This window comes from Arthrobacter vasquezii, from assembly GCF_029455255.1.
In the GTDB taxonomy this organism is placed as follows: Bacteria; Actinomycetota; Actinomycetes; order Actinomycetales; family Micrococcaceae; genus Arthrobacter_D; species Arthrobacter_D parietis.
This window is the reverse complement of record NZ_JAROKN010000072.1, coordinates 1-13,084: the sequence shown is the minus strand read 5'-3', so window position 1 is coordinate 13,084 and position 13,084 is coordinate 1. Positions and strand designations below refer to the sequence as shown.

The following is a 13,084-nucleotide window of genomic DNA, read 5'->3' as shown; positions in this document are numbered from 1 at the left end:
TATTGGCCCGGTCAGGTGCGTGGTGGCGGCAGGTCGCCGTCGTACCGCATGAACGCACGCAGTCCCTGGCCCTTCACCAGGGCCCGCTGGCGCGCAGGTTCGGGGTGGCTGACCTCATCCTGCACACCACTCCCGGGCCGGTCTCTCCCCGCGTCCGGCAGATCCCTGAAGTGGACGCCTGGCGGCTGTTCTCCGAAGAGGCCGGGCGGGCGGCCGATGCCCGACGCCGCAGCGGTCCCGAACAGTGGATGCGGCCCGTCCCGGTGCAGGAGCAGATGGAAGAGACGGATGCGGCTGCCGACGCACCCGTCATGCCGGCACCGCCCTCATACCTGGAAGGTCCACATCATGAACGTTCCTGAGCGTCCGGTCCGTCCCGGCGCTGGAGGCCCCCGCCGGAAACCCGGGCGGCTCGGCGTCGGAGTGATCGGCGCAGGCAGGGTTGGTGCCGTTCTGGGTGCTGCCCTGCGTGCAGCCGAACACGCCGTCGTCGGAGTTTCCGCTGTCTCCGAAGCAAGCAGGGAACGGGCCGAGAACCTCCTGCCCGGGGTCCCGCTGCTTGGGATCGAGCAGATCGTGGAACGGGCGGAGCTTGTCCTGCTGGCAGTGCCCGACGACGCCCTCCCGGATCTCGTCTCCGGCCTGGCCGCCGTAGGTGCCTGGCAGCCCGGCCAGCTCGTCGCGCACACGTCGGGCCGCTACGGAACGGCCGTTCTGGACCCGGCGCGGAGGCTTGGCGCCATCCCGCTAGCGCTGCACCCTGCGATGACGTTCACCGGCATGAGCCTGGACCTCACGCGCCTGCCCGACTGCACGTTCGGTGTCACAGCGCCCACCGCCGTCCTCCCGGTGGCGCAGGCACTCGTGGTCGAGATGGGCGCTGAGCCGGTGGTCATCGAGGAAGAGGACCGCGTCCTGTACCACGCGGCGCTTGCGCACGCGTCGAATCACCTGGTCACCCTCGCTGCGCAGTCAACACAGTTGCTCGGCAGCATTGGTGTGGAGCGGCCGGACCGAATGCTCGGGCCGCTGATGCGTGCCTCCCTTGAGAACGCGCTCGCCGCGGGCGAGGGGGCACTCACTGGGCCGGTTGCACGCGGTGACACCGGTACGGTCGCGGCGCACGCCGCTGCCCTCGCCGAAGCGCCCGAAGACATTTCCCGTGCCTATACGCGATTAGCCGCGGTGACTGCCTCCCGCGCACTGGAACGCGGGCTCCTGTCCCCGGAGCAGGAACGCGCAATCACTGAGGCGCTGGCATGGCCCGAAAAGGAAGAAAGCGAATGAGGCCACGGGTTCTCACTACTGCGGCGGAGCTGCGTGCTGCGCTCGCCGAACAGCTGGCTGCGGCAGGTCCCGGCCCCGTCAGCCTGGGGCTCGTCCCCACTATGGGCGCCCTCCATGAGGGCCACGCTGCGCTGGCCCGCGCTGCACGGACAGAGAACGACGTCGTTGTTGCCACCATCTTCGTCAATCCTCTTCAGTTCGGGGACCCGCTAGACCTTGACCGGTACCCCCGAACGCTGGAGGCGGACCTGGAAATCCTTGGGGGCTACGGTGTCGACCTGGTCTTCGTGCCGTCCCGGGAAGAAATGTATCCGGGCGGCGAACCGCTGGTCCGGCTCTCCGCCGGACGCCTCGGCGCAAGGTTTGAGGGCGAATTCCGGCCGGGACACTTCGACGGGATGCTCACCGTCGTCGCCAAGTTGCTGCATCTGGCCTGGCCCGCCGCCGACGCCGCGTATCGGGCCTACTTCGGGCAGAAGGACGCGCAGCAGCTGGCACTGATCCGCCGGATGGTGCGCGACCTCAGCTTCACGGCGGACATCCGTGCGGTACCCACGGTGCGGTCTGCCGAAGGGCTGGCGCTCTCGAGCCGGAACCGGTTCCTGACGGCACAGGAGGCGGATGCCGCCCTTGTCCTGTCCCGCGCATTGCGCCTGCTGACGGAGCGCGCTGTCCGCTGCGAACCGCTGGACCTGGAATCCGCCGTCGCACTGGTGGAAAGCCAGCCGCTCGTGCAACTGGAGTATTTCGAGGTGGTGGACCCGGATACTTTGGAACCGCTCGCCTTCAACTGCCGCGAGACTCCCTTCTCGGGGGAGGCGCTCGCGCTGATTGCCGCAAGGGTGGGCAGCGTCAGGCTCATTGACAATCAACCGCTGCTTGCGGACCCGGCGGGCACGTAAGGCTGAACCGGTAACCTTAGATACCGTGACCACTGAGCCAGCCCTCTCCACCGAAGAATTCAACGAGCAGATGCGCATCCGCATGGAAAAGCGCGCTCGCCTGCTGGAGCGCGGTGAGGAGCCGTATCCGGTCAAGCCGGAGCGGACGTCTTCTCTGGGCGAGATCCGGGACCGCTTCTCCGGTCTCGAGGCCGGTGACTCAACCGGTGAGAACGTCAGCGTGGTTGGCCGGATAGTCTTCCTCCGGAATACCGGGAAATTGTGCTTCGCGACGCTCCAGGAGGGCGACGGAACCCGTCTCCAGGCGATGCTGAGCCTCGCCGCCGTCGGCGAGGAGCCCCTGGCGGAGTGGAAGTCAACGGTGGATCTGGGCGATCACGTGCAGGTTTCGGGGGAAGTCATCAGTTCACGCCGCGGCGAACTGTCGGTGATGGCTACGGGCTGGGCTATGGCGTCGAAGGCGCTGCGCCCGTTGCCCACCCTGCACGCCGGGGTCAACGAGGAGACACGAGTCCGCCAGCGCTATGTGGATCTGCTGGTGCGCGAGGAAGCGCGCCAGATGGTCCGGACGCGGGCAATGATTACCCGCAGTATCCGTGAGACGCTTCACTCGCATGAATACATCGAGGTGGAAACGCCGATCCTCCAACTGGTCCATGGCGGCGCCACCGCGCGGCCGTTCGAGACCCACGTGAATGCCTTTGATCAGAAGATGACCCTTCGCATCGCGCTGGAGCTTTATCTGAAGCGGGCAGTTGTCGGTGGAATCGACCGCGTTTATGAAATTGGTCGTATTTTCCGCAATGAGGGAGTCGACTCTACGCACAGTCCCGAATTCACGATGCTCGAGTGCTACGAGGCTTATGCTGACCAGTTCGTGATGGCTGACCGCATGAAGGAGATCATCCTGAATTGTGCTGACCTTCTTGGATCGCGCCAGATTGAATCCGGAGCCGGGACCATTGACCTGGACGGCGAATGGCGCTGGCTCGGGGTCTATCCGGGGCTCTCCGAGGCAGTTGGACGTGTTATCACTCCGGACACTGACAGGGAAACGTTGTTGACGGTAGCTGAAGAACAGGAGGTTTCCGTGGACCTGGACTGGGACGCGGAAAAGCTTGTCCTGGAACTCTTCAGCGAGATTGTCGAACCGACATTGGTGCAGCCGACGTTCGTTTATGACTATCCGCCGTCAGCGCAGCCCCTGGCCCGTCCCCACCGCGACCAGCCGCAGCTGATTGAGGCATGGGACCTCATCATCGGCGGCATGGAGCGTGGAACCGCGTTTTCCGAACTGATTGATCCCGTCATCCAGAGGGAGCGCCTCACCGAACAGTCACGGCGGGCAGCTGCCGGTGACGAGGAAGCCATGCAATTGGACGAAGACTTCCTTCGTGCCCTTGAATACGGCGCACCGCCGATGGGCGGGATCGGCCTGGGCATTGACCGGCTCGTCATGCTTTTCACTTCCACCGGAATAAGGGAAACCATCCTATTCCCGCTGTTGAAGCCGGAGTTGGGTTAATTCATGGAGTATTTGGCTGTTCTCCTGCCTTCCCTTGCCGTTGGGCTCATCTTCTACTTCGTCATGAAGTCGATCTTCAACGCGGACCGGGCCGAGCGTGAGGCCGAATCCGCAGAACGCCGCAACAGGGAGAATGAAATAGTAAAACCGACACCGTCGCCGGATGATGCGCCGCCCGGGAAGCAGTAAAAAGCCTGATCATCATTTTCTCCCTTTTGACGTCTGGGTTTAATGCGGACGATAATGTCTCTTGAATACTCGATAGGCCGATTGAGGAGATTGTTATGGCGCAGAAAGTCAAAATTATTCTGATTGACGACCTCGACGGCGGTGAGGCAGATGAAACCGTAAGGTTCGGCCTCGACGGATCGCAGTATGAAATTGATCTTTCCTCAGTGCACGCGGAGGAACTGCGCAGTGCGCTGTCCACCTATGTCTCCTCCGCCAGGCGCGAGAGCCAGGGTAAACAGCGGCAGGGCGCACCCGCCGCCCGCAATCAGGAAGCCGCGCAGATCCGCGAATGGGCAAAGGCAAACGGTTACAACGTCTCTTCGCGGGGGCGCGTCAATTCCGAGATCATCGAGGCATACCGGGCTGCGCAGCGCTAGCGCACCTCCGAGCGGGGCCCGCCGGCCTATCTCGCCTGTGGCGAACACGCTCCACAAGCCATCCGTGGGCACGTAGCATCGAATTACGCGTTAGCTAGGAGTGTGTCTCATGTTTGAGAGATTTACGGATCGTGCCCGTCGAGTTGTAGTGCTGGCCCAGGAAGAGGCCCGCATGCTCAACCACAATTACATCGGCACCGAGCACATTCTGCTTGGGCTAATTCATGAGGGTGAGGGTGTCGCCGCAAAGGCGCTTGAGTCGCTCAGCATTTCCCTCGGCGCTGTGCGCGAGCAGGTGCAGGAGATCATCGGGCAGGGCCAGCAGGCTCCTTCCGGTCACATCCCCTTCACGCCGCGTGCCAAGAAGGTGCTGGAGCTGTCTCTGCGCGAGGCACTGCAGCTCGGCCACAACTACATCGGCACTGAGCACATTCTGCTCGGTCTCATTCGTGAGGGTGAGGGCGTTGCCGCGCAGGTTCTGGTCAAGCTCGGCGCTGACCTCAACCGCGTCCGTCAGCAGGTCATTCAACTGCTTTCCGGGTACCAGGGCAAAGAACCTGTGGCATCAGGTGGCCAGCAGCAGGAGGGCACCCCTGCCGGGTCCGTCGTACTGGACCAGTTCGGACGCAATCTCACCCAGGCGGCCCGGGAGGGCAAGCTCGATCCGGTCATCGGCCGCGAGCTCGAGATGGAACGCGTCATGCAGGTCCTCTCCCGCCGCACCAAGAACAACCCCGTGCTCATCGGCGAGCCCGGCGTCGGCAAGACGGCCGTCGTCGAGGGCCTCGCTCAGGCGATTGTCCGCGGAGATGTACCCGAGACCATCCGGGACAAGCAGTTGTACACTCTGGACCTCGGCTCACTGGTTGCCGGATCCCGCTACCGCGGTGACTTCGAGGAACGCCTCAAGAAGGTCCTGAAGGAGATCCGCACACGCGGCGACATCATCCTGTTCATCGATGAGATCCACACGCTCGTTGGTGCCGGCGCGGCAGAGGGCGCTATCGACGCCGCGTCCATCCTGAAGCCCATGCTGGCGCGTGGAGAGCTTCAGACCATCGGCGCCACCACGCTGGATGAATATCGCAAGCACATCGAAAAGGACGCGGCCCTTGAGCGCCGCTTCCAGCCAATCCAGGTTCAGGAGCCTTCGGTGGCACATGCCATTGAAATCCTGAAGGGGCTCCGGGACCGCTATGAGGCACACCACCGTGTCTCCATCACTGATGCCGCGCTGGCATCGGCTGCCAACCTTGCCGAGCGGTACATCTCCGATCGGTTCCTGCCGGACAAGGCCATTGACCTCATCGATGAAGCCGGAGCGCGGCTGCGAATCCGCCGCATGACCGCTCCGCCGGAGCTCAAGGAAATCGATGAGCGCATCGCGTCCGTGAAGCGGGAGAAGGAATCCGCTATCGACGCCCAGGACTTCGAGGGTGCAGCCCGCCTGCGAGATCGTGAGCAGAAGCTTCATGACGAGCGCATGGACAAGGAGCGCCGCTGGAAGTCAGGCGGTCTCGATGACATCGCCGAGGTTGACGAGGAACTGATCGCCGAGGTTCTCGCGAACTCCACCGGCATCCCCGTCTTCAAGCTCACCGAAGAAGAGTCCTCGCGGCTGCTCAAGATGGAAGATGAACTGCACAAGCGGGTCATCGGCCAGGATGACGCCATCAAGGCAATCTCCCAGGCCATCCGCCGGACCCGTGCAGGCCTGAAGGATCCGAAGCGTCCGGGCGGTTCGTTCATCTTCGCCGGTCCCACCGGCGTTGGAAAGACCGAGCTCGCCAAGGCGCTTGCTGAGTTCCTCTTCGGAGATGAAGATGCGCTGATCACACTGGACATGTCGGAGTACTCGGAGAAGCACACCGTCTCCCGGCTCTTCGGTGCGCCCCCCGGATACGTGGGCTATGAAGAGGGCGGTCAACTTACCGAAAAGGTCCGTCGCCGTCCGTTCTCCGTTGTCCTGTTCGACGAGGTGGAGAAGGCTCACGCCGATCTCTTCAACTCGCTGCTGCAGATCCTCGAGGATGGCCGCCTGACTGACAGCCAGGGCCGTGTGGTGGACTTCAAGAACACCGTCATCATCATGACCACCAACCTCGGCACCCGGGACATCTCCAAGGGCGTCATGACGGGCTTCCAGTCCGGCACTGACACCAACACGGGTTACACCCGCATCAAGGCGAAGGTAACGGAGGAGCTGAAGCAGCACTTCCGCCCCGAGTTCCTCAACCGTGTGGATGACACCGTGGTGTTCCCGCAGCTGACCCAGGACGAGATTGTCCAGATCGTGGATCTGTTCCTCGACCGCCTGAGCAAGCGGATGGCAGATAAGGGTATGAGCATCGAACTCACACCTGCGGCCAAGGTGCTGCTCGCGACCCGCGGTTATGATCCGGCAATGGGTGCACGCCCGCTGCGCAGGACCATGCAGCGCGAGATCGAAGACCAGCTTTCCGAAAAGATTCTCTTCGGAGAGATCAAGTCCGGAGAGCTCGTCTCGGTGGACGTCGAGGGCGAGGGTGACGAAGCAAAATTCACCTTCGTCGGGCATGGTGCTCCCAAGGAGATCGAGGATTCGCCGGCGGCAATCGAGGCGGTCGTTCCCGAGTAAACCGGGGACTCTCAAGCACACCTGCCCGTATCGGTCCGCCGATACGGGCAGGTTCTTTTAAGCGCATTCGGAACTACCCTGGGTTGTGAGCTGGAGCACATCGGATGATAAAGATGTTCCATGACACTCGTACCAGATTCGCCCACCCCAGCGAACACCACTGCCTTCCATGACCTGGATCGTTTCGTCGCCCTACCGCGTTTGAGTGGGCTTTCGTTAAGCGCCGACGGCACCCGGCTGGTTACCTCCGTGGCCACCCTCAACTCCAAGGGCACTGCCTACACCTCCGCCCTGTGGGAGCTGGACCCATCCGGCCGCCAACCGGCCCGGCGCATCACCCGCAGCGCGAAGGGAGAATCGGGCGCCGCCTTCCTTAGGAGCGGCGACCTCCTTTTCACGTCCGCCCGCCCGGACCCGGACAACGCGGAGGAGGAACCGATTCCAGCGCTCTGGAAGCTTCCGGCCGCCGGCGGCGAAGCCCGGGTAGTGCACACCCGCCCGGGAGGAGTGCAATCGGTCCTCGCTGCAGCGGAGGCAGACGCCGCCGTCGTCGTTGCTGAGGTGCTGGCCGGATCAACTGATGAATCGGACGACGGAGAACGCCGCAAGGCCCGCAAGGACGCCGGTGTTGCCGCAATTCTGCACACGGGCTACCCGGTTCGTCACTGGGATGCCGATCTTGGCCCCTCCGAGCCACGCTACTTCCTGATTGAGCCCGGTGAGCCCGGTAAGCCCGGTGAAGCCGGCAAGATCACGCTCGACGACGAGCCCTCCGTCACGCTCCGCAATGTGACCGGCGGAATTGGCTCCGCACTCCGGAACGCGAGCCCGCGCCTCAGTCCGGACGGTACGTTCCTGCTCACAGGGCAGACCGTACCCGTGGGAGGCGGGGACCAGCGGTCGGTGCTGGTGCGCGTCGACACTGCCACAGGGGAGCGCTCCGTTCTCCTCGAACACCCCGATTATGACTACGACGCAGGCCCTATCAGCCCGGACAGCTCAACCGCCGTCGTGGTAGTCCGGCACCGCACCGGCCCCGATACACCGCCGAACGTGGAGCTCGGGCTGCTTCCTGCCGCTGGAGGTTCCCTGACGCCCCTTGCCTCCGGATGGGACCGTTGGCCTGCTCCTGCCGCCTGGCTTCCGGATGGAAGCGCACTGGTGGTCACAGCGGACGACGACGGCGCGGCGCCGGTTTTCGTTATTGACGTCGCCAGCGGCGAGGTGCGGCAGGTGACGATGGATGCTGCTGCCTACACCGACGTCGTTATTTCGCCTGACGGTTTGGCCGCCTACGCGCTGCGCAGTTCCTACGAGTTCCCGCCGGAGGCTGTGCGCATTGAGCTTGCCACGGGCACTGTTGCGCCGCTGCCGGCGCCGAGTGAGCGCCCTCCGCTGCCGGGAACGCTGGAGCGGGTGGAGGCTGTCGGCGCGGACGGGCACGCCGTGAAGTCCTATCTGGTCCTGCCGGAAGGAGCCGGCGCATCTGCGCCCGCGCCGTTGCTGCTCTGGATCCACGGCGGCCCGCTCGGATCCTGGAACGCGTGGACCTGGCGCTGGTCGCCGTGGCTGCTGGCCGCCCAGGGATACGCCGTCCTCCTGCCGGACCCCGCCCTCTCCACGGGTTACGGACAGAAGATGATCGAACGCGGCTGGGGCGCATGGGGAGACGCGCCCTACACGGACCTCATGGCCGCAACGGATGCCGTGGTGGCGCGTGCGGACATCGATGAGAGCCGCACGGCGGCGATGGGCGGTTCGTTCGGCGGGTACATGGCCAACTGGGTGGCCGGGCATACGGACCGGTTCAATGCGATCGTCACGCACGCCAGCCTGTGGGCCCTGGACCAATTCGGGCCCACCACCGATGCCTCTTTCTACTGGGAGAAGGAGATGACGGCCGAGATGGCGCTCGAGAACTCCCCGCACACGCATGTCGGGAAGATCAGCACGCCGATGCTGGTGATCCACGGTGACAAGGATTACCGCGTCCCGATCGGCGAAGGTTTGCGGCTCTGGTACGAGCTCCTGTCCAAGTCCCAGCTGCCTGCCGGGCCGGACGGGGAGACTGAGCACCGCTTCCTGTACTTCCCGGATGAGAACCACTGGATCCTCAAGCCGCAGCACGCGAAGATCTGGTACTCCGTCGTCGAGCACTTCCTGGCCCGTCACCTGCTGGGCGAGAAGGTGGACCTTCCCCCGGAGTTGGGAATCTGAGGTACGTCCGGGTCCCTACACTGGGTTGAATGAGCCAGTCCTTTCATATTCGCCGGGCAACCACCGCCGACGTGCCCATCATCAAGCAGCTGGTGGCCCCGCTCGCGGAAGAGCGCATCCTGATTGCCAAGGAAACGGTCGCCTACTATGAGGGCCTTCAGGAGTTCAAAATCGCCGAAGATGACGACGGCGGTGTGCTGGGGTGCGGAGCCCTCCACGTCATGTGGGAGGATCTCGCGGAGATCCGTACGCTAGCCACCGCCGCAGCGGCGCGGGGCAGGGGCGTGGGCACCGCCGTCGTCAATGCGCTGCTTGAGGAAGCGCGCGCTATCGGTGTGCAGCGGGTTTTCTGCCTCACCTTCGAAGAGGCCTTCTTCCGCCGCCACGGGTTCCGTGTGATGGCGGACCAGTCGGCAGTGGATCCCGTTGTGTATTCGGAACTCCTGCGTTCGCATGACGAAGGCGTAGCGGAATTTCTGGACCTGGCACGCGTGAAGCCCAATACCCTCGGCAATACCAGGATGATCCGTACGCTCTGACGGTGAGCTAGCCAGCGGCGTTCTGCGCCGATAAGCTAAGGATGCTTGGTATGTGAACGCCAGGTGAGTCTCCTGACAGGGGGACGGAACGTCGACGAAAGGCGGAACGCCATGGGTGCAGACGACAAGACACAGAACAACGCCGAGAAATTGGGCGGCAAGGTTCAGGAAGGCCTGGGCAAGGCCACTGGCAACAAGGACATGGAAGCCGAGGGCCAGAAGGACCAGAGCAAGGCCGACCTCAAGAATGCCGGCGAGAACATCAAGGACGCGTTCAAGAAATAGCCGGTAAAAACGTAGGCGGCATCAGGCCGCCAGCTGTGGGAAGGACCGTCCGGGTCCTTCCCACAGTCATATCCGGGTGCTTCAGCATGAAGGGTCTGGGCAACCGTCCCTGCCGCAGAGTACTGTTCAAGGGCGAACCGGTTTTGCAGCAGTCGATCACCGTCCAAGGAGACTCGCATGAAGAAGCTGATCAATGACCCGCAGGCAGTGGTAACTGAATCCGTTGAGGGGTTCGGGGCTGCCCACGCTGATCTGGTTGAGGTGCATCCGGACCCCTTGTTCATCACCCGCAGAGACGCTCCGGTCCAGGGCAAGGTGGGGTTGGTTTCGGGCGGCGGAAGCGGTCATGAACCTTTGCACGCAGGGTTCGTGGGCCGCGGGATGCTTGATGCTGCGGTCCCTGGCGCGGTGTTTACCTCGCCTACTCCCGATCAGATCATTCCCGCCACACTTGCCGTGAACGGCGGCGCAGGAGTGCTGCACATCGTCAAAAACTACACCGGCGACGTCCTCAACTTCGAGACCGCAGCCGAAATGGCGCAGGCCGAGGGCGTGGAGGTCCGGTCGGTCCTGATCAATGACGACGTCGCTGTGGAAGATTCGCTGTACACCGCAGGCCGCCGCGGCGTCGGCGGGACGGTGCTCGTGGAACGAATCGCCGGAGCAGCAGCCGAGCGCGGTGATTCCCTCGACGGCGTCACCGGGATTGCCCAGCGCGTCAATGACAACGTGCGTTCCATGGGCGTTGCGCTCTCTGCCTGCACGGTGCCGCACGCCGGCGTGCCCAGCTTCGATCTGACCGAGGAAGAAATCGAGATCGGCATCGGGATTCACGGTGAACCTGGCCGGCACAAGATCGCCATGGAAAATGCGGACGGAATAACCGACCGCCTCCTGGAGCCGATCCTCGCCGATCTCAAAGCGACGGACGGTGACCGCGTGCTGCTCTTCGTCAACGGCATGGGCGGCACGCCGGCCAGTGAGCTTTACATTGTGTACCGGCGCGCGCGTCAGGTGCTTGCCGAGCGCGGCATCTCGGTTGAGCGCTCCCTGGTTGGCAACTACATCACGGCGCTGGAGATGCAGGGAGCGTCGATTTCGGTGCTGAAGCTGGACGATGAAATGGTGGAACTCTGGGACACGCCGGTATGGACGCCGGCCCTGCGATGGGGAGTGTAGATGGCGCTGACTGCGCAATGGGCCGAAGCCTGGATCCGGGAGTGCTCACAGGTCCTCACTGAGCACCGTACTGCGCTGATCGAGTTGGACCGGGCGATCGGGGACGCGGACCACGGCGAGAACATGCAGCGCGGGTTCGCGGCGGTGGTGGCAAAGCTCGACGCCGGTGGGCAGGAAACACCCGGCGCGGTCTTCAAGCTGACTGCCATGACTTTGATGTCCACCGTTGGCGGTGCGGCCGGTCCGCTGTACGGTACCGCGTTCCTCCGCGCGGCCACAGCTCTGGGTGACGCAGCTGAGATCGATCCCGCCGCCGTCGTTGGCTTCCTAACTGCAGCACGCGACGGCGTGGTGGCGCGCGGCAAGGCCGAGCCGGGGGACAAGACCATGATCGATGCGTGGACTCCCGCCGTCGAGGCTGCCGGCACGGCGCAGTCGGCCGGGGCGTCGGCCGTGGAGGTGCTTGAGGCTGCAGCCAATGCCGCCCAGGCCGGTGCCCTCGCCACAGAGCCGCTGATCGCCAGAAAAGGCAGGGCCAGTTACCTGGGTGAGCGCAGTGCCGGGCATCGTGACCCCGGTGCGCAGTCCTCGGCCCTGATTCTTCAGGCGGCAGCTGACACCGCAGGGCGTCAACAGTGACGGTCGGCCTGGTGATCGTCTCGCACAGCAGCAAAATCGCCGAGGGGGTCATTGAGCTGGCCGCGCAGATGGCCCCCAACGTCCGGATAGCCGCCGCCGGCGGTACGAGTGATTCCCCGTCGCGCATCGGCACCAGTCTTGAGAAGGTTCAGTCGGCGCTTGAGGAAGCCGAGCAGGGCGACGGCGTCGTGGTCCTTACCGACCTCGGTTCTGCAGTCATGACTGCAGAAATGACACTTGAATTCCTCCCCCCTGATACCCGGTCGAGGATCCGCCTGCCTCAAGCCGCCCTGGTCGAAGGAGCGGTGGCAGCGGCCGTGCAGGCGGAGTCCGGCGGCACGGTGGACGAGGTCGCTTCCGCTGCCGAGCGTGCTGTCGTTTCCATCGACCCTGAGTCACTTGAGCCGTTCGTCTCCCATGGGGCGGCGGCTCCCGGTCCCTCAGCTCCGCTGGAAGCAGCTGCTGAGCCGGCGGTGACGGGCGCCTGGACCCTGCCGAACAAGATGGGCCTGCACGCTCGGCCCGCGGCCGTCATAGCAAGGGCGCTCACGGACCTGGACGCCGAAGTGACCATCAACGGCGTGGACGGCAAGTCGGTGATGCTGCTCATGTCGCTCGCTCTGGGCGAGGGCAAGGAACTCCGCGCTGAGGCCACGGGCCCAGAGGCGCAGAAGGCCATCGAGTACATCGGCGGTGAGGTCAAGGCAGGGTTCGGCGAGCTCTAGCGGAACTTTTGGGCACTTACGGTGACTTCCGGGCGGGCCGACGTCGCCAGAGGTGCGCAAAAGTTCGCCAGGAGGGCCCAGGAAGTTCCGAGGAGAGGTCAGGCTGGGAGCTGCAATCCCCGTGGTGTCTCCTCTGCCAGGCCATCCGCGAGGAGGCCGTTGAGCGCTCGCTCGAGCTGCTCAAGCGGGGCATGCAACCCATACAGCTTCTCAAATGCCGCGGGGGTGCCGTGCGCCAGGTCCACGGGGCGCTCGCGGATGAGTGGAAGCGGCACGGGGCTGTCCGTATGCCGCAGCACATGCATGATCGCGCCACGTACCTGCCGGTCCGTTCCTGCCCAGGACTGGCCCTTGGGTACGTACGTCGGCGCGGGTTTCCCGGCCGCCACCCAGGCGCACCGATCGAGGACCGGACACTGCTCGCAGGAGGGCGTCCGCGCAGTGCAGACCAGCGCACCGAGCTCCATCACAGCCGCGTTCCAGCGGACCGAGGCGGGACCGTCGTCGGGCAGGAGTGTGGCAGCCCGCTTCATCTCAGCGGCCGTCAGCGCCGGCGCCGGC

General features: G+C 64.4%; 13 protein-coding genes and 1 pseudogene. 13 read left to right on the top strand and 1 reads right to left on the bottom strand.

Annotated elements, in window-relative coordinates; all coding sequences use genetic code 11:
* The 13 genes from P4U43_RS16215 to dhaM form a co-directional block, all read left to right on the top strand.
* Window positions 1-362 (top strand): PH domain-containing protein (locus P4U43_RS16215; protein ID WP_277359658.1); only part of this gene is annotated, 362 nt, incomplete at its 5' end.
* Window positions 349-1,287, top strand: a complete 939-nt coding sequence (locus P4U43_RS16210; RefSeq protein WP_277359657.1) for a Rossmann-like and DUF2520 domain-containing protein — start codon at window positions 349-351, stop codon at window positions 1,285-1,287. The genes P4U43_RS16215 and P4U43_RS16210, both read left to right, overlap by 14 nt.
* The gene (gene panC / locus P4U43_RS16205; RefSeq protein ID WP_277359656.1) at window positions 1,284-2,189 is read left to right on the top strand and encodes a pantoate--beta-alanine ligase; all 906 of its coding nucleotides are present in this window, start codon (window positions 1,284-1,286) and stop codon (window positions 2,187-2,189) included. The genes P4U43_RS16210 and panC overlap by 4 nt, the downstream gene beginning before the upstream one ends.
* 70 nt (window positions 2,190-2,259) lie before the next feature.
* The gene (lysS, locus tag P4U43_RS16200; RefSeq protein WP_277359659.1) at window positions 2,260-3,714 is read left to right on the top strand and encodes a lysine--tRNA ligase; all 1,455 of its coding nucleotides are present in this window, start codon (window positions 2,260-2,262) and stop codon (window positions 3,712-3,714) included.
* 3 nt (window positions 3,715-3,717) lie between these two features.
* Window positions 3,718-3,903, top strand: coding sequence for a hypothetical protein (locus P4U43_RS16195; protein WP_277359655.1), 186 nt, complete (start codon window positions 3,718-3,720; stop codon window positions 3,901-3,903).
* 95 nt (window positions 3,904-3,998) lie between these two features.
* A complete protein-coding gene (locus P4U43_RS16190; RefSeq protein WP_056545775.1) occupies window positions 3,999-4,322 on the top strand; it encodes a histone-like nucleoid-structuring protein Lsr2 in 324 nt (107 codons plus the stop codon).
* A 109-nt stretch (window positions 4,323-4,431) separates the two neighbouring features.
* Window positions 4,432-6,939, top strand: coding sequence for an ATP-dependent Clp protease ATP-binding subunit (locus P4U43_RS16185; protein WP_277359654.1), 2,508 nt, complete (start codon window positions 4,432-4,434; stop codon window positions 6,937-6,939).
* Window positions 6,940-7,059: 120 nt separating this feature from the next.
* Window positions 7,060-9,156 (top strand): S9 family peptidase, encoded by a 2,097-nt coding sequence (locus P4U43_RS16180; protein ID WP_277359653.1) that lies wholly within the window; start codon window positions 7,060-7,062, stop codon window positions 9,154-9,156.
* 29 nt (window positions 9,157-9,185) lie between these two features.
* A complete protein-coding gene (locus P4U43_RS16175) occupies window positions 9,186-9,695 on the top strand; it encodes an amino-acid N-acetyltransferase (RefSeq protein ID WP_277359652.1) in 510 nt (169 codons plus the stop codon).
* A gap of 111 nt (window positions 9,696-9,806) precedes the next feature.
* Window positions 9,807-9,980: a CsbD family protein gene (locus P4U43_RS16170; RefSeq protein WP_056545784.1), complete on the top strand. Its 174-nt coding sequence runs from the start codon at window positions 9,807-9,809 to the stop codon at window positions 9,978-9,980.
* Window positions 9,981-10,157: 177 nt separating this feature from the next.
* Window positions 10,158-11,159 carry a dihydroxyacetone kinase subunit DhaK gene (gene dhaK, locus P4U43_RS16165; RefSeq protein WP_277359651.1) on the top strand — a complete coding sequence of 334 codons (1,002 nt, stop codon included), beginning with the start codon at window positions 10,158-10,160 and terminating at the stop codon, window positions 11,157-11,159.
* Window positions 11,160-11,798 carry a dihydroxyacetone kinase subunit DhaL gene (gene dhaL / locus P4U43_RS16160; RefSeq protein WP_277359650.1) on the top strand — a complete coding sequence of 213 codons (639 nt, stop codon included), beginning with the start codon at window positions 11,160-11,162 and terminating at the stop codon, window positions 11,796-11,798.
* Window positions 11,795-12,523 (top strand): dihydroxyacetone kinase phosphoryl donor subunit DhaM, encoded by a 729-nt coding sequence (dhaM, locus tag P4U43_RS16155; protein ID WP_277359649.1) that lies wholly within the window; start codon window positions 11,795-11,797, stop codon window positions 12,521-12,523. The genes dhaL and dhaM overlap by 4 nt, the downstream gene beginning before the upstream one ends.
* A gap of 98 nt (window positions 12,524-12,621) precedes the next feature.
* Here the strand turns inward: dhaM and P4U43_RS16150 are convergent.
* Window positions 12,622-13,084: pseudogene (locus P4U43_RS16150) on the bottom strand (A/G-specific adenine glycosylase); the annotation flags it as partial.

Excerpts from the sequence above, each read along its gene's own strand:
- dhaL (WP_277359650.1), top strand. The coding sequence starts at position 11,160 with ATGGCGCTGACTGCGCAATGGGCCGAAGCCTGGATCCGGGAGTGCTCA.
- P4U43_RS16210 (WP_277359657.1), top strand. The coding sequence starts at position 349 with ATGAACGTTCCTGAGCGTCCGGTCCGTCCCGGCGCTGGAGGCCCCCGC.
- P4U43_RS16180 (WP_277359653.1), top strand. The coding sequence starts at position 7,060 with ATGACACTCGTACCAGATTCGCCCACCCCAGCGAACACCACTGCCTTC.
- lysS (WP_277359659.1), top strand. The coding sequence starts at position 2,260 with ATGCGCATCCGCATGGAAAAGCGCGCTCGCCTGCTGGAGCGCGGTGAG.
- P4U43_RS16170 (WP_056545784.1), top strand. The coding sequence starts at position 9,807 with ATGGGTGCAGACGACAAGACACAGAACAACGCCGAGAAATTGGGCGGC.
- panC (WP_277359656.1), top strand. The coding sequence starts at position 1,284 with ATGAGGCCACGGGTTCTCACTACTGCGGCGGAGCTGCGTGCTGCGCTC.
- P4U43_RS16185 (WP_277359654.1), top strand. The coding sequence starts at position 4,432 with ATGTTTGAGAGATTTACGGATCGTGCCCGTCGAGTTGTAGTGCTGGCC.
- P4U43_RS16195 (WP_277359655.1), top strand. The coding sequence starts at position 3,718 with ATGGAGTATTTGGCTGTTCTCCTGCCTTCCCTTGCCGTTGGGCTCATC.
- P4U43_RS16190 (WP_056545775.1), top strand. The coding sequence starts at position 3,999 with ATGGCGCAGAAAGTCAAAATTATTCTGATTGACGACCTCGACGGCGGT.
- P4U43_RS16175 (WP_277359652.1), top strand. The coding sequence starts at position 9,186 with ATGAGCCAGTCCTTTCATATTCGCCGGGCAACCACCGCCGACGTGCCC.
- dhaK (WP_277359651.1), top strand. The coding sequence starts at position 10,158 with ATGAAGAAGCTGATCAATGACCCGCAGGCAGTGGTAACTGAATCCGTT.